We start from the raw sequence: 21116 nt of genomic DNA, 5'->3' as shown, positions 1-21116 counted from the left end.
AAGATGAAAGAAACAAACACTTTAAATAAAATAGATCCCACTAATATTATGATTGACCAACTTAAAAAAGAGGTTGATGAAGGATTGAGCAATTCAGAAAAGTCATTACCATCTAAATATTTTTACGATAAAACGGGAGATGCTCTTTTTGTTAAAATCATGCATTTACCAGAGTATTATGTTACCCGATCTGAGCATGAAATTTTCAAGCAACAAAGCAACGGAATCATCACTGCTTTGCAACTTAAACCAGACACCTATTTTGAATTAATTGAGCTTGGTGCTGGAGATGGTTTAAAAACTAAAGAACTTTTAAAAGAACTCAATCGTGAAAACTACACCTTTGATTACCTGCCAGTGGATATTTCTCAAAACGCATTAGATAGCCTCGAAGCTGACTTAAATATTCAACTACCCAATTTATCGATTAAGAAAAAACAAGGTGATTATTTTGAAGTTTTAGAATCATTGAAAGAAAATAAACATCCCAAAGTGATTTTGTTTTTAGGGTCCAATATAGGAAACATGTCTGATGAAGTTGCCACCGATTTTATTTCGAAATTAAGTGCTAATTTACAAGGAGGGGACAAATTATTTTTAGGTGTCGATTTGATAAAACCAGCTTCGGTAGTTCTTCCTGCTTATAATGATAATCAAGGAGTGACTGCTGCTTTTAATCTAAATTTACTTTATAGAATAAATAGGGAATTAGAAGCAGATTTTAAAGTAGATGACTTTAAACATTTACCAGAGTATGATGAAAAGGATGGAATTGCTAAAAGTTATTTGGTTAGTACCAAGGTCCAAAAAGTTTACATCGCTGAACTTAATAAAACATTTCACTTTGATGAAGGAGAAAAAATATTGATGGAAATATCTAGAAAATACAATGATGAAATTCTAAACAAAATTTTGAGTAAAACCGACTTTGAAATTATTGATAGAATAACAGACAGTAAGAAGTATTTTGCAAATTATATTTTAGAGCGTAAATAAACAATACAAATACTATCATGTAGTTAGTATTCTAACAAATAAAAAAAGGTGTCTTTTTTATGGTTTTCCGTAAAGAGGGCATCTTTTTTAAGTTTAGATTTGCTCAAGTTTTAATTTTTAAAAGTTAAATTTGTTTGCTTAAAAAATAGAAGGATAATCTTTTTTATTTTGAGATAGTACTGTCAAAAATTACTTCAGAATCCTACTTTTTCTGAAATTTTAAATAATAAAAGTCATAAATTATGAGCATAAAGATTTTGCATACTTCTGATTGGCACATTGGAAAACAATTACTAAAAATCGATTTTGCAAAAGACATGGATCTTTTTTTTGATTGGTTAATTACATGTATCCAAGAAAACGATATCAATGTTTTATTGATGTCTGGTGATTTATTTGATCAAGCAAACCCTTCGCAAGCGGCAATGACACAGTATTATGGCTTTTTAAAACGATTATTGCCACTTAAATGCAAAGTAATCCTAACGGGGGGTAATCATGATTCTCCACACGTTATTAATGCGCCTAAGGAGTTATTAGAGATTCTTGAAATAAAGGTAGTAGGAGGTATTCCTGAAAATTTAGCTGATCTATTTGTAGAAGTTACTCTAGGTAATGAAAAAGTAGTGGTGGCTGCTGTTCCTTTTTTACGGGATAAAGATATTAGGAATGCCGTTCCAGGAGAATCGTACAGTGATAAAATCGAATTGATAAAAGACGGAATTGCAACTTACTTTGCTAATGTGAACCAATATTATAAAGCAAATTATGATAATACTCCCTTCATTGTAATGGCTCATTTGTTTGCGCAAGGGGCTTCAGTTTCTGATAGTGAACGCGAGATACAAATAGGAAACCAAGCTGGTGTTGTTTCGGCAGTTTTTGGAGAGGAACCACATTATGTTGCTTTGGGACATATTCACAGACCACAAATGGTAGGGAAGCCAAATATTCGCTATAGCGGTTCTCCAATTGCATTGAGTTTTAGTGAAAAAAAAGATATAAAAGAAGTGGTTATGCTTACTTTAGAGGATAATAATTTTACTGTAAATTCACTGCCAATTCCCAAATTTAGAAAGCTATTAACTATTAAAGGAACGGTTGAAGAAGTAACTAAACAAATAACTGATTATCAGTCGGATTCGCTTCTTACTGACCTTGCTGAAATTATAGTTGAAGAGGACAATGAAAATATTGCACACATTAAAGCTTTAAACGATTTATTGACTTCAGAACCAGAAAATGGATTGCAGATATTAAAAGGAAGTATCAACTTTAAAACGGGAGTTTCAGGTACTTCAAAATTACTTTCTAAAGGGGAAGATATTAAGGATTTTTCTGCAGTTCAATTATTCGAAAAAAGATTACAACAAGACGATTCACTAGAAAATACAGAGGAATTAATCCATGCTTTTAGAGAAATATTAGAAGGATTACAAAGCTCTGAAACAACGGAATAATAGCCTACAATGACTACTTTACTATGAAAATTTGCAAGATAAAATTTAAAAATATACACGCTTTAAAAGGCGAACATACTATTGATTTTGAAAATGGTATTCTGGGAGAAGCAGGTCTTTTTGTGATTACCGGCGCTACAGGAACTGGTAAATCTACACTGCTCGATGTAATTACTTTAGCGTTATACAACAAGATTCCTAGAATTGATAAAGCTATTTCAGAGAAAGTTATTGAGGATGAAGGAGTGATTTTGACTAAAAATGCTCCAGACTGTTATGCCGAAGTGGAATATGAAATTAAAGGCGAAAGATACCTCTCTTCATGGTCGATTAGAAGGACAAGAACAGGCTCACTAGATAAACGAAAACAAGAATTAATAAAACTAAGTACAGGGGCGATTTTAGTTTCAGGAGTACAAGAAGTAGTTAGTGAGAACGAACGCATTATTGGTCTGAATTACAATCAGTTCGTGCAGTCAATGATATTGGCTCAAGGGCAGTTTTCTAAATTGCTTTTGGCTAAAAAAGATGATCGAAACGCGTTGTTAGAAGAGATTACAGGTTCTTCTATTTATCGAAAAATTGGGAGATCCGTTTTTCAAAGATTTCGTGGAGTAGAAGATGCTGTGAAAACACAAAATATTAAAATGGGAGAAACCATTTTATTAACGACTGAAATGGTTACAGAAATTCAGGAGGATGTTTTATTGCAAAAACCTTTGTTAGCTGCACAACAAAATAATCATGATGTTTTAGCAAAGAAGAAAATAGTAAAAGAAAATATTCTTAAAAACGCTAAATTAAAAGAGGCTAATGAAATTGAATGGACCGCTTTTGCAAAAGATAAAGCGGCATTTGTAACTCAAGAAAACGAACTGAAAACGCATGATAGCTTAGTTGTTTTTAAAGATCAAATGCTATTTATAACTAACGCTGAAAAAAAAGTAGAGGAACTTTTAGAAAGTAGCACTGTAGCAAATAATAAGCTTTCCCAACAAGAAAAAGTGAAAGCGGAGTTGATTTTGATAGCAAACTCATTAACCAAAAAAGAAGTTACTGCTGAAAAATTTGAAGCCGAGATAACTGATTTTAGAACTCGTGTTCTAGCTTTACAAGAAGCTGAAAAAAATAGCTTATCTCATGCCAAACAACAATCACAACGTATAGAAGACAAACGTAAGGAGCTTATTGGTTATGGAATAACGTTGACTATAGATGATACTTTATCTCAACAAATTCAGGCTGAATTAACAACAATTGATGCTGAAATTAGTCAAAAAGGAATTACTTCTGTTGATGCAGTTAGATCTAAAAAAGAAGACTTAACACGATTGATGATTCCGGCAAATCAGTTAATTGGTGATAGGAAGTTATTTGATGAAAAAAATAAAGGAATAGGGGAGTTGCAGCTTAAAATTAAAAAGCAACAAGATGAAATAGTAGTGTTAATTAGTTTAGAAAAATCACAACAAGAGACATTAGAAAAGCTGTCACCAAAGGTTGAATTAGCTAAAGATGCACTTGATGACTGGAAACAACGTAAAAGTTTAGACGAACACCGCCAGGAATTAAAAGATGGAAAACCGTGTCCATTATGTGGGTCTGAAACGCATCCATTTGCTCAGGAGATTGCAACAACATTGGTCAATTCATTGGAAGAGAATTTTCAATCTTTGACGAAACAATTAGAAGGTTTGCAAAAAGTATTACTTGAAAATGAAGTAAAGCTTCAAAGTTTGCAGAATATAAATGCAACTGAAACTGTAACCTTAGATTATAGGATAGCAGAATTCAAAATTTTAGAAAATAAGATAACCGAATTATGTACCCAGTTAAAATGGACTACAAAAGATAGTCTTGAAAAATGGCAACTAGATGCAAATGATTTTCAGCGAGAGTTAAAAGAACTGGACAAACTTGAAAATCACATAAAAGCCAAAGTCGTTTTTAAGGAAATGCAACAATTATTTACTGATTATTTGGAACTTAAAAAGGGATATAATGAGGCCAAACAAACCTTATTGTTAGTTTATGACCGAAAAGATATAACGAATGAAATTAGTAAATTAAGCAATGATTTTAGCTCTTGCCATTCTACGATAAAGAGTTTAAAAGAACAATTAACTGACTTACAAAAGAATAAAACTGAAACAATAAAAGAAAAGGAAGAGTTACTAGCCAATCTTTTGCCTCGACTTGAGGAAAAAGGAATAGCTTCATTAAAAGAATTAAAAGCTAAAATTTTAGACGAAAACACCGCTAGCCAAATTCGTAAAACTTTACAACAATTGATTGAAAACGAAGTTCGTTTAAAAACAGATAAAAAAACTATTGACAAAGCATTAGAAGACGATAAAATTTTAGATGATGCGTCAATTACGTTAGAACAAATAACGGTTTCTTTACCAAAAATATTTGAAGAAATAACGGTATTGAATAAACATATTTGGGATCAAGAAAACAAAATTGAAATTGATATTAAGAATAGAGAAAAGCTAAAAGATAGTCAGAAAATAATGGATGGTTTACAAAAAGACTTAGCTCTTTGGAGTAAAATGAACTTATTAATTGGCGATGCTACAGGTAAAAAATTCTCTAATTTTGTTCAGGACTTAACGTTAAAAAAGTTGTTAGAGTATGGTAACCAGCGACTAATAGGTTTTTCAGATCGTTATTTATTGGATACTGCAAATGACTCTGATGGATTAAAAGTCATTGATACTTACATGGGGAATACAAAACGCTCTGTTAGCTCTTTGTCCGGTGGTGAAACGTTTAAACTGAGTTTGGCTCTCGCTTTTGGTTTATCTGATTTAGCAGCTCGCAATGTCTCAATTGAATCACTATTTATAGATGAAGGATTTGGTTCTTTAGACCCAGAATCTTTAGATCAGGCAATTAGTATTCTTGAAAATATGCAAAACGAAAGCAACAAATCTATCGGGATTATCTCTCACGTTGGGGAATTAAAAGACCGTATTGGAACCAAAATTAAATTAGTTCGCACAGGAGCAGGTTATAGCACTATTGAGATTGAGTAATATTTTCAATAAATAGAATGATATGGTAGCCATTTATAATTGAATACCTTGTGTTTCTAGGTGTTTTACTTTTCTTGGTTACTTGTCTAATTTAACACTTATACAAACATAAGATGACCTTATATTAAAATTAAAATCCATAAACAAGAGGATCTTTATGAGTAAAGAGAACAAGTTTATGGATTTTTTTGAAAACTATTAAAATTACAATACCTCTTTTAGATGCTTATAATTGGTTTTTACCATCTCTAAAACTTCATCCATATTTCCACCTAAAATCATTTTACTCATTGATAAAGCATACCCTTTCATTTGATCGAATTCCATTTTTGGAGGCATCGCTAAGGCTTGTGGATTAGTAAATACACTAACTAAAACGGGACCATCGTGTGAAAGAGCATCTTCTAATGCTTTCTTAACACCATCAGGATGATTAACTGTAATTCCTTTAAATCCCATGGCTTGAGCTACTAATTCGAAATCAGGATTTACCATATTCGTTTCATTATTGGGCAACCCTTCTACTTGCATTTCTAATTGTACCATACCCAAAGAGCGGTTATTGAATACAATTAATTTTATAGGAAGATTGTATTGTTTAATAGTAGCTAAATCACCCAATAACATAGATAGACCACCATCACCGCAAAACGCAATAACTTGTCTATCAGGATAGGCTAACTGTGCTCCTATAGCCATTGGCATTGCATTAGCCATAGATCCATGATTGAATGAACCCAACATCATTCGCTTACCTGTACCGCGAATATATCTTGCTCCCCAAACGCAGCACATACCTGTGTCTACAGTGAAGATGGTATCGTCATTTGCCATTTCATCTATTGTTGCAGCAACGTATTCCGGACTTATGTGATTTTCAGAACCTGAGTCGGCAACATAAATATTCAGATTTTCTTTTACTTTTTTATAAAATTCTAATTGCACTTTTAAGAAACTATCGTCCTCTTTTAGTTTAATTAAGGGTATTAATGCGGCAATAGTATCGGTTATTTTTCCGGTTAAACCGATCTCTAATTTTGCACGTCTTCCTAATCGTTCTGGTTTTTCATCGACCTGCACAATTTTGTTTTTTACAGGCATAAAATGTTCATAAGGAAAGTCGGTTCCTAATAAGATTACCACATCCGATTCGTGCATAGCGTGGTAAGCTGATGGTACACCTAGCAAACCAGTCATTCCTACTTCATAAGGATTATTGTGCTGCATTCCCATTTTTCCTCTAAATGAATACCCGATTGGCGCTTTTAAAAGACCAGCTAGTTTTACAATGTCATCATGCGCTTCTCTAGCACCTATTCCGCAAAATATTGAAATTTTTGGATGTTTATTTACTAAATCAGCTAATTTTTGCATTTCATTATCTGATGGTCTAAAGACTGTTTCACTATTATAATTGTACATTGAAGTAGTACTTTGTATAGCTGGCATAGCCGATACATCACCAGGTAAACCAAAAACGGCAACTCCTTTTTTATGAATAGCATTTTGAATAGCTGTTTGTAACATTCTAGGTACTTGCGTTGGTGTAGTCGCAATTTCATTATAAACACTACAGTCATCAAATAACTTGTACGTGTTTGTTGACTGAAAATAATCAACCCCAAATTCAGGTGTATTTATAGTAGATGCAATTGCAATAATAGGAACGCCAGAGCGATTAGCATCATACAAACCATTGATTAAATGTACATGACCAGGACCGCTACTTCCTGCACAACAAGCAAGTCCATCTAATTCTGCTTCTGCAGCAGCAGCATAAGCACCAACTTCTTCATGGCGAACGTGAATCCATTTAATTCTTCCATCTCTTCTAACGGCATCATTAAGTTCATTTAGACTATCGCCTGTTACTGCATAAATCCTTTTTACATTATTACTAACCAGCATTTCTACTATTTGATCGGCTACTTTTTTTGACATAATTTACTGTTTTATTTTAAGAGCATTGTTAGTAAAAACTCCTCTTTATTAGTATTGATAATAGTAGGCATTTCTGCCAAATTTATTTTCGTAAAAATGGTCGATGAATCTAAAACATAAAAGGTTTTAGAATCAGTAGTATATTATTTTTTTCTATTCGGTGTAGATATTTGAATAGGAGTAAACATTAATATATCGAAAATAAATTGTTGCTATTATAACTTGTTTTGTATGAGCTAAGTTAGTGAAAAACTATTTTAAAATTATGTGAAAAACCACTCTCAAATGTTAATGATTTCCTTAATTTATGACAAGAGTGAAAGTAGCGTAATATTGTAGATTGTGGCTAAGATATTTTTTTCTGTAAAGAGTAAAATAGTTTCAATAATGGCTTTGTAGAGATACATCAGTAGGATTATGTCAAATTAATACTATTTTTTACAAGTTTGTGTTTGGTCACAAATTATTTTTAATAAGGCATTAATTTCAAATGGTTTTGTTACAAAATCATTCATTCCAGCATGTAAACATTCATTCAATTCTTTTTCACCTACATTTGCTGTAAGCGCAATTATAGGTATGTTTTTTATTTTTTCGTCTTCCAGTTTTCTTACGTGTATTGTGGCGGTAATTCCGTCCATAACTGGCATAACGATATCCATTAATACAATGTCATATTCATTTGATTTAATCATATTCAATGCTTCTAGACCGTTATAGGCAACTGTAGTTTGGCTGTTTTTTAATTTGTTTTTCAGCTGCTTTTCTAGAATCAATAAATTAATTTTATTATCATCAACTAGCAATATTTTTAGGGCAGCATTATGAAAATTGGTTTCAATATCATTTGTATTTGTAGTACTCTTTTCGACTATAGGTAATGGTATCGTAATATTAAAAGTAGTTCCTTGATTTAGTTTAGATTGATAAGAAATACTTCCGTTCATTAAATCAATAAGTCCCTTTGAAATAGTTAACCCTAAACCAACGCTATTTTTTGATGTGTTTGATGAGGCGTATTTTTGAAAAAGTTTTTCACCTAAATGCTTATCAATTCCTTTTCCTGTATCAGAAATTGTAATTTGGAGTTCAAATTCATGCTTACTATCTTCAGAATATTCTCCATCCACAATCATAGAGACTCCTCCTGTGCTAGTGTATTCAATGGCATTATTTAATAGATTCAAAACAATTTGATTGATTCTATTTTTGTCACCATAAACAATATTAGGGATGTTTTTAGAAGTTTCAATTTTAAATGCTAATCCTTTTTCTATAGCTAATCTTTCATTCATTTTAAACAATGAATTTAAGGATTTGGATAAATCAAATTCAGAGTATTGCAATGAGAATGCACCATCATTGAGTTTTGTGAAGTCTAGAATATTGTTTACTAAAGCTAATAAATGATTGGTAGAATAATCCATCAATTCTAAAAGATTTTGATCTTCTTGACAATCGGAATTATTTTTTAAGATATCCGAAATCCCTTTTATAGCATTAAGAGGTGTTCTAATTTCATGGCTCATTATAGCAAAAAAGGATTCTTTATTAATTTGTAATTTTTTTAACTCAGCTCGAGACTCTTCTAATTCTATGTTTTTATGTTTCAATTCATTGATAATACCAGTAACAATTTTTGTCCTAGCATAGATGAGCACGACCAAATATATGGTAATCATTAAGACTACAAAATAAAATACCTGCATGTGTACATCATGCTCATAATACCTAATGTTACCCAAGTCAAAACCAAAAAAATCGTTATAAAGAATAATAGAAACAATAGCAAATATCAATAAACTAAAGAAAGCAAGTAATTTGTTAAAGCGTATTGTAATTAATAATATAAGTGGTGTCACGTAAGTTATCACTACTATAGGAATTGATTTTCCGTAGCATAAAAACACAAAGGTGTAGTACGCAGTAATAACCGATATGGCAATAATGGATTTTTGAAGAAAACTGTATTTTTTTGAAATAGAAAAATAAAGGAAAGTAGCAATCACTGGAATTGTTGCCCAAGCACCATCTGTGAGACCTAAATAACCAAGTACCACCATCACAATAAAAAATTGCATAGTGAAAATATAAAAACTTAAATTATCAATTTTACCGAATTTAGAGATGCTTCTAAGACTATTTTGGGGCTTATTTTTATCCATGAAATAGTTAAATGAGATGGTTGTAGGTTGTGATAATAAAAATAGTGAAATAATTCTGATACACAAAACATTTACTAGTGATGTTTCTAAATGTAACAATTAGATTTATAAAAACGGTATAGTATTATATGCAACAGCTATTAGTTAAGTTTCTAATTCTCATTAAGAATTAAAGATGAATTTGTTAACAAGCTAATTTATTAGAAACCAACAAACCCAACAGTACCGCTTTTATAGCATATTGTTGGGTTTTCTATTGAGATTAAGATTTTGAATTATCTATTTCTTAAAATCTGATTTTTTCAATCCGTTATTAAATTTAATATCGGTCCAATTAACTTGTATCCACGGTTCGTCAGTTACTTTGGCATCCCAGTTAGACGCTTTATATTTACGCTTTGTAGGGATCATTAAACCATCAATTGTTTCATATTCTAACTTCATCAGCAAAGGATCAATTTTACCAAAATCAGCTACAGTAAAAAGAAATTGATCCACTAAATGAGTCTCTTTATTAAGGTATAATTGATAAATATCCTTTGGTTTTCCATCTGTGCTTTCAAATGTAATTTTAACCACATCGTAATTTACGCTATCAATAGTTTTCTCATTTAAGTATTCATAATTAATGCCAGGATCAAGCAATTTTTGCATCATAGTAAACCAATAAAAATTAGTTGGTCTATTAAAAGCAACCATTTTCAAGAGTTTTTCATCTGTGAGACTTTTACCGTCATTTTTAAGCCAAAATTCATTACCATCATATCCTTGCTCTATTAATCCGCTAAGATCTGGCAAAGTGCGCTCGTGTTTTTTATATGCACCGTAGGATAGTTGACCGTCAAAAATATATTTTTCAGTTGTGATATCCGTTTTACCGTCAGGAGTTTGGTATGTATAAGTGTACACAACATCTTTCTTATCGTAAAGTTGGCTTAAATCACCCACTTTTTGAACCATGGTATAAACTAACTCCTGTCCTTTATTTTCAAATTTTGGTGCAACTATTTTAACAGAATCTGTTTGGGTTTCACTTGTTGCTGTTTGCTTGTCATTTTTGCAAGCCACCAGCGAAAGACCTAGTAATACACTTGTCAATAATTTAATTTTCATAACCGTAAATTGTTTTGTTTTCGGGCAATATTAGCGCTACAAAGACTTATAGCAAGCCACTTTTAGATTAGTAACCAAATATAATAAAACAGTAGTTAAATAAGTAGTTTTTAAAGTTTTTAAGATTTAATTAAGAAATATATAGCTTCTAAATTCCATTTTAATAAATCTGATTTTTTATGCGCCTATTCCAGCACTTCGCTTTAGCCCTCCATTCGCTGTCTTTTTTTTCTAGACAATAGAGGAGCTTCTTTTAGTCGCTCTCTATTGTCTGTAAAAAATAGCCATCAAATTCTCGGGGCTGTCGCTGCGGTCTGGGTCGGAGCGTAAAATGGTGAACAGCTATTTGTTTAATTTATAAGTAAAGCTTTCGAGCAAAATTTTTAAGTCCTTTATTTATCATAACATTTTAGTGTTTATTTCTTGATTTAAGGTAATTCGTGTTTTTGGTAAACTTTCGGGATAATTCTTTTGGATGAACTCAATCATTTTCTCCCTAATATACACTCTTAAATCCCATGCTGTTGGCGAATTTTTAGCACTAACAAGAATTCTGATCTCAATAGTAGTTTCCTTTGAGTCGGTTACTTGGAGCACATCTACTTTTTTATCCCATAATTCCGTAGTATTTAACAGCCTGGTCAACTCCTTTCTTAATTCATCAAACGGAATCATATAATCGGTATATAAAAAAATAGTCCCAATGATGTCAGCGCTGTTGCGTGTCCAGTTTTGAAATGGTTTCTCTAAAAAATAAGTTGAGGGTAGTACTAGTCGTCTCTTATCCCAAATCCGAACCACAACATAAGTCAAATTTATTTCCTCAATCCAGCCCCATTCATTTTCTACAAGAACGGCATCATCAATACGAAAAGGTTGTGTAATCGCAATTTGAATCCCCGCTAACAATGCACCTACAACTTTTTGAGCTGATAGACCTATTATAATTCCAGCAACTCCCGCCGAAGCAAATATCCCAATTCCAATTTGTCGGATACCATCAAATGAAAGTAAAATTAAACCTGTAGCAATAAGTACAATTATAAAAATCACTACTTTTTCAAGGATATTAATCTGTGTGTGTAGTTTTCTAGATACTAAATTATCTTCCTTCGTGATATCGTATCTCTTTAGAATGTTAAATTTAATGCGGCGTAATAAAATAATTATGAGCCATGAAAAACCAACAATTAATAAATTAGTTTTATGCCGAATCAAAAAAGAAAAATCAATATTTGTATAGTTTGCAAACCAACGTACTATTGGCTCAATCACAACAAATATAAATAGTAATAATAGGCTTAAAATTAGTTTGTAATACCTTTTCATAGTTGATAAATTTTAAAAAGTAGCAATGTTTAAAAGCAGGAATTAAAATGTTCTAGAGTTACTGATATTAGCATATTTGAAGGTTAATAGGTCCTTCAAAACTAAAATACAATAAAAAAATAAAATTTCATTACAATAATCTAGGCAATAGTTTTCATTTATTTAATTATCAAAAAATCTTCTATAAAATTAGTATAAGCTTAATAATTGTAGCGTATTAAGTAATCTTAATAATATAGCTGTTGCAAGAAATACATCAATGTCGTTAATATCTGAATTGCCATAAACAGCTTAATTGAGAGTTCATAATCCAACTATTGATTCCTAATATCATGGTATGTTAAAATAATAATAATGCGAGGATAGAGCAACAGAAATGTAATTATATTTGTTAGACTATCTGTATTTAAGAACAGTTAGTGTACCAAATCACTGAAACTATTTATTAAAATAAATTAAAAGATTATGACTATAAATTTTGAATCTATTGAGAAAGAAAATATAGAAACTTTAAAATTCCCACATACTGAAGTATTAAAAGACGATAATGCTATCAATCAAAGAAGAACCGAATTAGAACGCGCAATGTCTCTAGGAAATCTAGAACATTCAAAAATCCAAATTTATTTTGAAGATGATTTTTCCAAAAAAATGGTTGAAACTACCGTTTGGGCAGTTACTGATGAAAGTGTCGTGTTAAAAAAAGGAGTAGGAATCCCAATTAATAGAATTTTAAAGATATCTTAAAAGTAGGTTTTAATACCTACTGCTGAATTGATTTTATAAAATAGACATCGCTTACTCAAATAACGATAAAAAAACGGATTGGAATTTTAAATTTCAATCCGTTTTTTTATTGCAAATTTTGAATCGCATTTTATAGTTTTTTTCAAAGTAAGAAACATCTTTAATGTATAAATGCAGTTAATAACTCGTCTTTTTACTGTTATTTGGATTATAAACTGCTATTTTCATCTCTGCATTTTGCAATAAAAAATTTAATGCTTTTATAGAATTTTCCTCTTTCATAAAGCTAATTAATTTTCTTTTGATACTATGATTTTCATTTAGTAAATATAATTGATATGAAGTAGCGCTATATTCTAAATTTGGTTCCCAACGATTGAAAGCATTCCACCGTTTTGGATATTTATAATTTGGTCTTTTCCTAAAAGTTAATACCGAAACGATATTCATCTTTTTGGTTTCAATAATATTCGTTTTTAATAGCATTCCAAATAAGAAGTAAGCTGTTCTTATTTGTTCGTTTTTTTCAATTACTAATCCTTTTCGTAATAGTAATAAGCCAACTAGAATGAATAGTGTGAAAATCAACAAATTTATTATTGAGGGATTTGCATCAGATTTTATAAGCATTAGTAAAATAAAAAAGCAAATAAAATTCAAAATAAAAACATTTTTAAACTGATTAAAATCTAAGTTTCTTTCTAATATTATTTTTTTCATTATTAATTATTTCAAGAATTGTATTGCTTTTTATAGTTCCAATTACTGTTTATAACACTCCATTTATTTTTAGGTTAAATGGAGCTGTTACTCCACATTATTTTAGTACTTTATAAACTAAATTTGGTGTCTTAATTCTTTTCAAAAATGTATTATTTACAATGATTTCTAAAAAAATATTTGGTTCAAATTCTGCTGTTTTTTCATATTCAGTTTTAAAATCTAAATAATTCATTCCAACTGAATTTAAATATTTACACGCGTAACTTTTCTTGTCAGATAATAATGCAAAAATTATATGTTCTGATTTTATCTCATTCTGATTGTAAATCCAGGCATAATATTTTGAGTTTTTTAATGCTTTTTCAAATTCTTTAGTCAGAAAATAATTTTCACAATATTTTTTTTCAATTTCCACCATAGATTTTTGCAACGCTATAAACTCCCATTTCTTGTTTGTGAAAATTACATTTGGATAGTTATCCGTTTTTAACAAAGCTAAAATAAAATGATACGATGATAAATGGTCAGAACCTAGTTCTATTGCCAAACTTCTGTAATCTTTAATAATAATTTCAATTTCTTTATTAAATTCCATCTACAATTTTAAAATAGTTTTGTTCTAATGCTATTTATCGGCAAAAATATATCTAAAAACTCTGTTAATGAATTGTTTGTATTTTAAAAGCAATTCACTTTCGGTTTATTCGAACTTAATTAAAAAACACCAAATTTGAATTAATCACCTGTTATCCATTAATTTATAAATTTTGTTACGTCCTTTTTTCTTTCGTTTCTTTCTTTTTTGAATATATCCATGCACCAATTGCCAGTATTATATAAAGTATTATAATGGCCATCATCTGTTCCCATTTGGTGGTAAATTCATAGTATAAGATAAGTATTCCGCCAATTCCTAATCCAAAAATAGATAATCCTGTTAGAAATGTAGACGATGCTGTTTTATCTCTAATTTTAAAGTTTGCTACAGCCATCAATAATGAAACTAAAAGAAAAGTGATACTTCCAAATTCAAGTATCAATTCAAGTCCGCCAATTAGGATTAAAATACTTGCCATAACTGCCATTCCTATAATTGCATTTTGTGGACTATTATTCCTCCTAATTGCTAACCAATTTGGAAAATAACCATCATTTGCAATTACTGACATTTGTCTTGATGCGCCAAAAACGGTTCCGCTTATGGCACTACTTGTCGCTAATATTGCGCCTAGAATGACAAGGTTTGTTCCCGTTTTTCCAAGCAAATTTCCTGCTCCCGCGGCAAGTGCATATTCCTTGTTTTTTATAATTTCTTCTGTTGGTATAGCAAATAAAGCACCTAATGAAATCACAACATATATTAGAATTGCTAAACTAATTGCCGAATAAATAGCCCTTGGAATATTCTTTTCGGGATTAGTCATTTCATTTACTGCATTGATAATCAATTGAAAGCCTTCATAAGAAACAAACGTTAATGAGGCAACTATTAAAATTGAAAAAATACTTGAATTTTCGGCATCTAATGCCATATTTTCTATAAATGTTCCAAAATCAGTTGTTCCGTGTTGCATTAATACAACTGAAATAATAGTTAGAACTACTAATTTAGTATAAACCATCAAATCTTCGATTTTCCCCATTCCATTAACGCTCCAGATGTTTATGAATGTAAAAAGACCAATTACACCAATAGCAATTCCTTTTCTTATCCAAATATTATTTGCAAAATCGGTACTACTAATTGCGTAGGATGAAAATGTGTAAGCATATAGTGCCAATGTACTGATGTATCCAAAAATAATAAACCAACCAATTGCAGATGCTGAAAAATGTGATTTTGGATAGGTTTTTTTAAAAAAGGAATAAGTTGCTCCTTCGTCTCGATAGTATAAACCTAATTTAACATATGAATATGCAGCCAAAGCAGCAATTAATCCACCAATTACAATTGCAATTGGTGTTAAATTCCCTATCATTGATACGGAAATACCAAGAATGGTAAAAATTCCTCCACCTACCATTCCACCCAAAGCAATGGCAATCAATTCTGCTAATCCTAAATTTTTGTTTCTTTTTCTATGTTGCGTCATTTTTCTATTTCTGTATTTTTCTAGCGGGGTGTTAACTACGTTCGGCTTCAATAAGTTACGTCCCAGTAGCTATCGGGATTGTAACTAAGCCCTTTCTACTAATATAAAATTTCTTGCGAAAGATAAACGTGAATTTACCACATATTTCGCAATCTCGCAAAACCGCTGTTAACTGATGCTTTTATTTTTTTTGTATTCTTTTCTTATTGTTTCTATTATGTTTTTTACGTCATATGCTAAATGATCGTTTGGATATTTACTTTCAAAATCTGTAAAAAGAACAATATTTCCAATTTCGTTTTCCACAACTAATTGTTGCCATTTACTTGACCTTCCGTGTTTGTGAGCAATTGATTTATTTTTCAGTTCTATTTTAAAGACTTCAATAAATTTTAAATTTTTATTTTTTAAAATTAGCTTAAATAATTTGTGTTTATTTTCAGCGGTTATCAATTCGGCATTAAAATCTATTGTAAATCTAGTTCCACCTTTAATAATTTTATACAAGGTTCGGCTCAAAATTAAAATTGATAAAATTAAAAGTCCAGTTACTAATAAATCTTTATCTTTTAATATTTGATAAATTACAAGTATAATTGGACATAAAATTAGAAAGATAAAATAGAATAAAGTTCCCCAAATTTCATTTTCGCCGTAATTTATAATTAGAATTTCATTTTCAAAATGTATAAATTTTTCAGTTTTGTTTTTATTTACATTTCTTAGGATTCTATTTACTGTTTTTTCTACTTGAATGTTCATTTTACTACTATTTTTCGTAAAGTATCAGTTAACGTGTCGCGGCTTACAGAAGTGGCGAACTTCGTAACCGTAATCTTTCGGCTAAGATAAAAGCTCTTGCGAAAGATAAACGTGCATTGTGCACATATTTCGCAATTTTTTCAAACAGTTGTTGACCGCTGGCTCAATATTTAGTTTCTTGTAATAATTTTAAACATCGGTCCATCTTTTTTCACCTTCTCAATTGCCTCAATCCAATATTCCCAAAATGCAGAATCTGCTGGTTTTTCAGTTCCAATCCAATATTCTCCGCCACTTAGAATGTCTGTTAAATCATTAGAACCGCTATTTTCCCAATATGCTTTCAATACATACAACATTGCTTCGTAACCTTCTTTTTTAGTTATGATTTCATTTTGTTTTTTTTGCATTGTTCATTTTATTTTCAAGTTAATATTTTCAAAGTTCTGTTTTTATGCGCTAAATTTTTCAAGTTTCTATTTTTCTGTTTTTAGTTTTACTTTTTTAAAAATCTGATTATGTTTTGTTTACGTTCTTTTTTTTATTGCTTGTAGATAACGTGTCGCGGCTTTGCGTGGTTGCGAACCACAGAACCGAGATTTTTCTGCTAAGATAAAAATTCTTACGAAACGTTAACGTGAACTTACAACAAAATTCGCAATTGCGAGAAACAGCTGTGGCTGTTGCACAACTCAAAAATAAGTAATATTAGTCAAAAAATGTAAAATTAAAAAACCATATTAAATTGATTTACAACATTTTATAAATTAACTATTTATTAAAAGTAATAAAAACTAAACAAAAAACCAGTTGTGCAATAAGCACAGCTGTTAGCCGTCGTTATTTTTTTTACTTTTCCATTTTCCACTTTCCAATTCCACTTTCTATATTCCACATTCCACATTCACTATTTTAATTTTCAATCATTACAATTATCATTGCAATTGAAAAATATATAAAGAACGATAAACACAAAATTGTCCACAACAATCTTGTTTTCATTGCGATTCTATTTTCTTTCAGTATTAAAATTCCATTAACGATTGACAAACCCATTAATATGAAAAATATAAAAAGACTTGAAGTTTTTCCATAAGAATAAATCCAACGAAATTCTCTGTTAAACCTGAAATTGTCTGCAAATTTTGATAACAAAAAATTGCAAACAAATGCGATTAAAATTAGAACAGTATATTTCTTTAGTTGTTTCAAAATGTGTCTTTTTGCAGTTTCGGCAAATAATGTCAGCTAACGTTTCGCGGCTTCAAGAAGTGGCGAACTTCGTAACCGAGATTTTTCTGCTAAGATAAAATTTCTTGCGAAAGATAAACTTGATTTTTGCACTTATTTCGCAATCTCGCAAAACCGCTGTTAGTGGCTGTTTTTTTTGATTTCGTTATTCAAAAATAATTTAACTTTTGTTTCAATCTCATCTTCTGATTTTCCGTCCCAAGTAATTTCAAATAATTTTTGTTGTCCATTTTTGCTATAACTTAATGTAATTGTATTCAGTTTTATTCTTGCTGAAGCCCAATCAAATTTATAGCCTTTTTCTGTTATTGAGTTTTTAAGAATGTTTTTTGTTAAACGTTCTACTTTTCTATTTAAATCTTCCCAACTAAAGTCTACTCTTCCTAAATTTATGACATTTAAATAGTCTTCTTTTTCAAAAGTTAACTTAAGTTCATTTTCACTTGTCCAAATAATTAAGTTTTCGTCAACTTTCACAGTTATTGGATAATCAGCACAACCTTCGCAACCACAAGTGCATCTTCCAATCATTAATTCTCCATTTTTGTCAAAATTATTTTGGTCAAAAAAAGTTGGCGGATCAATTCCTAAATAGTCAAATCCTAAAAAATCTATTTCATCAATAAGTATTCTAACTTCACTATCATTAGATTCAGGATTTGGTAATATGTTAAAAGAAAGTTTGTTCATTAATCATTTAAAATGTTGATTAGTATTCTGTTGCGGTAAAATAGCCACTAACGTGTTGGCGTTTTGCGGAGGTTGGGGAATAAAGATGCGAGTTTTTTCCATTAAAGACAAATTTTCCAAGTACAAAACCATCTTTCCATAAGCCAAATGCCCCAATCTCGCAAAACGGCTGTTCTTTTAATTATTGTAAATTGTAAAATTATATATTGTAGTCAATTTTGAGTTTTGTTTAACCACTGTTTCAGTTAAAATTAAAGTATATTTTTTCTTTTTGTATATAATTATATTTTCACTGTTATTTTCCACATTTTGCAATCGAACATATGCTCTTTCAACCATTTTTTTAAAGTTGGCATATTTCTTTGGATCTTCTAATGAATAAATTATACTTTCTTTTAATATTGAAATGGTTTCTTCATCGAAGTCTTGAATTCTGTTTATATATATTTTTTTAGAAAATCTAACAATTGAGTCTTGACTATTACTAATTTTGGCAAATTGTTTGCTCATAAAAAAATCAGATTTAGTTTCAATTGATTTTAGTTGACAAGTGTATTCAAGTTGTTGCAATCCTATTTTTTGTGCGTTTGAAAAGAATACACATAAAAAAGTTAAAATTAATGTATAAAATAATCTCATAAATATCTTGTTTTTAATGTTTTATGTCAGAATAGCCACTAACGTGTCGCGGCTTGCAGAAGTGGCGAATTTCGTAACCGATTGTTTTCGGCTAAGATAAAATTTCTTGCGAAAGATAAACGTGAATTTACCACATATTTCGCAATCTCGCAAAACCGCTGTGCTTGTTGCACAACTGGTTTTTTGTTTAGTTTTTATTACTTTTAATAAATGGTTAGTTTGTAAAGCATTGTAAATCAATTTAATATAATTTTTAATTTTACATTTTTTGACTAATATTACTTATTTTGAGTTGTGCAACAGCCACCGCTGTTAGGTGCTGGCTTTATTACGTTTTACTATCTCAATTATATTTTTCAGTTCTTGAATTGTTAACATTTTAGCTCGCTTATGAATCATTCGATGACAATTAGAACATACTGGTCTAACATCTTCAACTTTGGATTCTCTTTCGCCTTCGCTTATAGGAATGAGATGATGAATTTCGATGAAATCTAATCCTAAATCTCCATACATTTCAGTAAAATTAAATCCACAAACCCAACAATTAGTTTTCCATTTAAGTTTTGCATCTTTAACTAATTTCTTATGTCGTGAATTATATTTGTATTCTTTTATGAATTTTTCTTTTCCTTCAATAGCGACTGTAAAATTTGGTTTTGTTGACTTTGAATTTAGAAATTTACCTTTCAATGATTCAATAGGAATTAGAAGTTGAATTCTATTATTTTCTTCTCTATCTTTTTTTAGTTTTGAAAAAATATCAACAGTATTTGTAAAAGGTTCTGCCCAGTTTAAAAATTTAGTTGTTACAAATTTTTCCAATTCCGCATCTTCAAGATTAAGAGCGTCAATAAAGCCATTGTCGTAGAAAAATGTTTTTGCATCAACAACATTTGGTATATTAAAAACATAGCACGCAATTTCTTTAGAAATACTCCAATGGTTTAGTTCTTTATTTGCTACAAAATATATAGTCGAATTTAGTTGTCTTTTAAAATCATTAGTTGTTAGAAGTATTGTTTTACTAGATTTTTCAATTTCAGAATTTATTTTTTCAAACGATATTTCCATATTTATACTTATTTTCTCTAGATTTTTGGGAAGCTTACACCTAACGTTCTGGCGCTACAAGATGTTTGGGATTAAAGATGCAAGATTTTTCCGTTATGCACAAGTTTTCCAAGTACAAAACCCTTTTTAAATTCAGCCAAATGCACAAATATCTTGTAACGGCTGTTAGGCGATGTTAAAGGTATTTATTATACTTTTTCCTAATTTAGCTCTAATTTCTATAACATCTTGTTCATTTTTATCTTTCGTAAGTTGATCTTCAATTTTAGAGTAATTTAATCCCATATATTGATGAAATCCAATTAAAAACAAAACCGATAATATTAACTGATTCTGTTTCATTAAATCTTCCAAATCTTCACGAAACTCTTTAGCTTCAATTTGAATTTTTTTATTTTTATCGTTATGTAAAAAACATTTCAAGATTGGTTCTTTTATTGGATATCCATCATAATGTTTTACACAATTAGAAATCCAGTTTATTTTTTCTGTAGTGTGAAATTTGGTTATGGTTTTTTTTAACTCGATTTGAAAGTTTGTTTTTAGATAAGTTTCAATATCTAAATATTTTTCGTTTTCAAATAAGTTACTGAAAAATTCATTCATTAAAACAGTAATATTTTTGATATAACTTTCGTATTTATGAAATGCACCGACATATCCAAGTCGTATTGTCTCAAAATAGTTTTCTTTGAGTTCTTCGTTATCAATATTTATTAAGTGTTTGTATTTTGAAAATTTAAGTTCTCTAGTAAAATCTTGAGATGATTTTATTGAAGCAGGTAAATAATAGTGAACAAATAAATTTTTAAAAGAATTAAGTTCAGAAGAATGTTTAACAATAAAAGTGAAAATTTTATTCCCTAATGGGTCTTCTTGTGTTAATTCAAAATTTTTAATTTTCGAAAATTCTGTGGATAATGTTTCAACAAGTAAATCTATCGAATTTTGTTTTTTCATATTGAGTATTGTTGTTGATTCTGCGACTCTGCGGGTCAATATCGCCTAACTTTTTATATAAAATCAAATATACTCTTCTTTTCAACATATTATTCTGCTTTATTAAACTATTTCTCTCTTTTAAGGTATTTG

At 30.0% G+C, this 21116-nt stretch carries 17 protein-coding genes; 4 read left to right on the top strand and 13 right to left on the bottom strand.

The features are described from left to right. The first annotated feature begins 3 nt into the window (after positions 1 to 3). The 3 genes from HNP99_RS10860 (at position 4) to HNP99_RS10850 (ending at position 5497) form a co-directional block, all read left to right on the top strand. Positions 4 to 996, top strand: a complete 993-nt coding sequence (locus HNP99_RS10860) for an L-histidine N(alpha)-methyltransferase (protein WP_254596851.1) — start codon at positions 4 to 6, stop codon at positions 994 to 996. 242 nt (positions 997 to 1238) lie between these two features. Next, complete coding sequence (gene sbcD / locus HNP99_RS10855; RefSeq protein ID WP_173853407.1) at positions 1239 to 2456, top strand: exonuclease subunit SbcD; 1218 nt, start codon at positions 1239 to 1241, stop codon at positions 2454 to 2456. A 23-nt stretch (positions 2457 to 2479) separates the two neighbouring features. Further along, positions 2480 to 5497 (top strand): AAA family ATPase, encoded by a 3018-nt coding sequence (locus HNP99_RS10850; protein ID WP_173853406.1) that lies wholly within the window; start codon positions 2480 to 2482, stop codon positions 5495 to 5497. Between the two features lie 204 nt (positions 5498 to 5701). Here HNP99_RS10850 and HNP99_RS10845 read toward each other — a convergent pair whose 3' ends face one another. The 4 genes from HNP99_RS10845 to HNP99_RS10830 all read right to left on the bottom strand — a co-directional run bounded on the left by HNP99_RS10845 (position 5702) and on the right by HNP99_RS10830 (position 12045). Further along, entirely contained in the window at positions 5702 to 7438 is a 1737-nt protein-coding gene (locus tag HNP99_RS10845) for a thiamine pyrophosphate-dependent enzyme (protein WP_173853405.1), read from the bottom strand. 431 nt (positions 7439 to 7869) lie between these two features. Beyond that, the gene (locus tag HNP99_RS10840) at positions 7870 to 9519 is read right to left on the bottom strand and encodes a response regulator (protein WP_173853404.1); all 1650 of its coding nucleotides are present in this window, start codon (positions 9517 to 9519) and stop codon (positions 7870 to 7872) included. Positions 9520 to 9882: 363 nt separating this feature from the next. Beyond that, positions 9883 to 10716, bottom strand: coding sequence for a DUF6503 family protein (locus tag HNP99_RS10835; RefSeq protein ID WP_173853403.1), 834 nt, complete (start codon positions 10714 to 10716; stop codon positions 9883 to 9885). A 399-nt stretch (positions 10717 to 11115) separates the two neighbouring features. Beyond that, entirely contained in the window at positions 11116 to 12045 is a 930-nt protein-coding gene (locus HNP99_RS10830; protein ID WP_173853402.1) for a mechanosensitive ion channel family protein, read from the bottom strand. Positions 12046 to 12510: 465 nt separating this feature from the next. On the opposite strand from HNP99_RS10830, the gene HNP99_RS10825 reads away from it, so the two are divergent. Continuing rightward, positions 12511 to 12792, top strand: a complete 282-nt coding sequence (locus tag HNP99_RS10825) for a hypothetical protein (protein WP_173853401.1) — start codon at positions 12511 to 12513, stop codon at positions 12790 to 12792. A gap of 177 nt (positions 12793 to 12969) precedes the next feature. Here the strand turns inward: HNP99_RS10825 and HNP99_RS10820 are convergent, their stop codons facing one another. From HNP99_RS10820 to HNP99_RS10780, 9 genes are all read right to left on the bottom strand, one after another. Continuing rightward, positions 12970 to 13512: a hypothetical protein gene (locus HNP99_RS10820; protein WP_173853400.1), complete on the bottom strand. Its 543-nt coding sequence runs from the start codon at positions 13510 to 13512 to the stop codon at positions 12970 to 12972. A gap of 97 nt (positions 13513 to 13609) precedes the next feature. Continuing rightward, a complete protein-coding gene (locus HNP99_RS10815; protein WP_173853399.1) occupies positions 13610 to 14110 on the bottom strand; it encodes a Clp protease N-terminal domain-containing protein in 501 nt (166 codons plus the stop codon). Between the two features lie 175 nt (positions 14111 to 14285). Continuing rightward, complete coding sequence (locus tag HNP99_RS10810) at positions 14286 to 15608, bottom strand: APC family permease (protein ID WP_173853398.1); 1323 nt, start codon at positions 15606 to 15608, stop codon at positions 14286 to 14288. A 168-nt stretch (positions 15609 to 15776) separates the two neighbouring features. After that, complete coding sequence (locus HNP99_RS10805; RefSeq protein ID WP_173853397.1) at positions 15777 to 16370, bottom strand: hypothetical protein; 594 nt, start codon at positions 16368 to 16370, stop codon at positions 15777 to 15779. 170 nt (positions 16371 to 16540) lie between these two features. Then, complete coding sequence (locus HNP99_RS10800; RefSeq protein ID WP_173853396.1) at positions 16541 to 16780, bottom strand: hypothetical protein; 240 nt, start codon at positions 16778 to 16780, stop codon at positions 16541 to 16543. A 961-nt stretch (positions 16781 to 17741) separates the two neighbouring features. Next, the gene (locus tag HNP99_RS10795) at positions 17742 to 18311 is read right to left on the bottom strand and encodes a hypothetical protein (RefSeq protein WP_173853395.1); all 570 of its coding nucleotides are present in this window, start codon (positions 18309 to 18311) and stop codon (positions 17742 to 17744) included. A 177-nt stretch (positions 18312 to 18488) separates the two neighbouring features. Next, the gene (locus tag HNP99_RS10790; RefSeq protein ID WP_173853394.1) at positions 18489 to 18950 is read right to left on the bottom strand and encodes a hypothetical protein; all 462 of its coding nucleotides are present in this window, start codon (positions 18948 to 18950) and stop codon (positions 18489 to 18491) included. A 312-nt stretch (positions 18951 to 19262) separates the two neighbouring features. After that, complete coding sequence (locus tag HNP99_RS10785; RefSeq protein ID WP_173853393.1) at positions 19263 to 20024, bottom strand: HNH endonuclease; 762 nt, start codon at positions 20022 to 20024, stop codon at positions 19263 to 19265. A 165-nt stretch (positions 20025 to 20189) separates the two neighbouring features. Continuing rightward, the gene (locus HNP99_RS10780) at positions 20190 to 20984 is read right to left on the bottom strand and encodes a hypothetical protein (protein ID WP_173853392.1); all 795 of its coding nucleotides are present in this window, start codon (positions 20982 to 20984) and stop codon (positions 20190 to 20192) included. Positions 20985 to 21116: the final 132 nt, after the last annotated feature.

The sequence above is a fragment of the Flavobacterium gelidicaeli genome (assembly GCF_013294005.1).
In the GTDB taxonomy this organism is placed as follows: Bacteria; Bacteroidota; Bacteroidia; order Flavobacteriales; family Flavobacteriaceae; genus Flavobacterium.
Note: the sequence above shows the minus strand (reverse complement) of the source record. Positions and strands in the feature narration are given on the sequence as shown.

Excerpts from the sequence above, each read along its gene's own strand:
- HNP99_RS10860 (WP_254596851.1), top strand. The coding sequence starts at position 4 with ATGAAAGAAACAAACACTTTAAATAAAATAGATCCCACTAATATTATG.
- sbcD (WP_173853407.1), top strand. The coding sequence starts at position 1,239 with ATGAGCATAAAGATTTTGCATACTTCTGATTGGCACATTGGAAAACAA.
- HNP99_RS10850 (WP_173853406.1), top strand. The coding sequence starts at position 2,480 with ATGAAAATTTGCAAGATAAAATTTAAAAATATACACGCTTTAAAAGGC.
- HNP99_RS10845 (WP_173853405.1), bottom strand. The coding sequence starts at position 7,438 with ATGTCAAAAAAAGTAGCCGATCAAATAGTAGAAATGCTGGTTAGTAAT.
- HNP99_RS10840 (WP_173853404.1), bottom strand. The coding sequence starts at position 9,519 with ATGCAATTTTTTATTGTGATGGTGGTACTTGGTTATTTAGGTCTCACA.
- HNP99_RS10835 (WP_173853403.1), bottom strand. The coding sequence starts at position 10,716 with ATGAAAATTAAATTATTGACAAGTGTATTACTAGGTCTTTCGCTGGTG.
- HNP99_RS10830 (WP_173853402.1), bottom strand. The coding sequence starts at position 12,045 with ATGAAAAGGTATTACAAACTAATTTTAAGCCTATTATTACTATTTATA.
- HNP99_RS10825 (WP_173853401.1), top strand. The coding sequence starts at position 12,511 with ATGACTATAAATTTTGAATCTATTGAGAAAGAAAATATAGAAACTTTA.
- HNP99_RS10820 (WP_173853400.1), bottom strand. The coding sequence starts at position 13,512 with ATGAAAAAAATAATATTAGAAAGAAACTTAGATTTTAATCAGTTTAAA.
- HNP99_RS10815 (WP_173853399.1), bottom strand. The coding sequence starts at position 14,110 with ATGGAATTTAATAAAGAAATTGAAATTATTATTAAAGATTACAGAAGT.
- HNP99_RS10810 (WP_173853398.1), bottom strand. The coding sequence starts at position 15,608 with ATGACGCAACATAGAAAAAGAAACAAAAATTTAGGATTAGCAGAATTG.
- HNP99_RS10805 (WP_173853397.1), bottom strand. The coding sequence starts at position 16,370 with ATGAACATTCAAGTAGAAAAAACAGTAAATAGAATCCTAAGAAATGTA.
- HNP99_RS10800 (WP_173853396.1), bottom strand. The coding sequence starts at position 16,780 with ATGCAAAAAAAACAAAATGAAATCATAACTAAAAAAGAAGGTTACGAA.
- HNP99_RS10795 (WP_173853395.1), bottom strand. The coding sequence starts at position 18,311 with ATGAACAAACTTTCTTTTAACATATTACCAAATCCTGAATCTAATGAT.
- HNP99_RS10790 (WP_173853394.1), bottom strand. The coding sequence starts at position 18,950 with ATGAGATTATTTTATACATTAATTTTAACTTTTTTATGTGTATTCTTT.
- HNP99_RS10785 (WP_173853393.1), bottom strand. The coding sequence starts at position 20,024 with ATGGAAATATCGTTTGAAAAAATAAATTCTGAAATTGAAAAATCTAGT.
- HNP99_RS10780 (WP_173853392.1), bottom strand. The coding sequence starts at position 20,984 with ATGAAAAAACAAAATTCGATAGATTTACTTGTTGAAACATTATCCACA.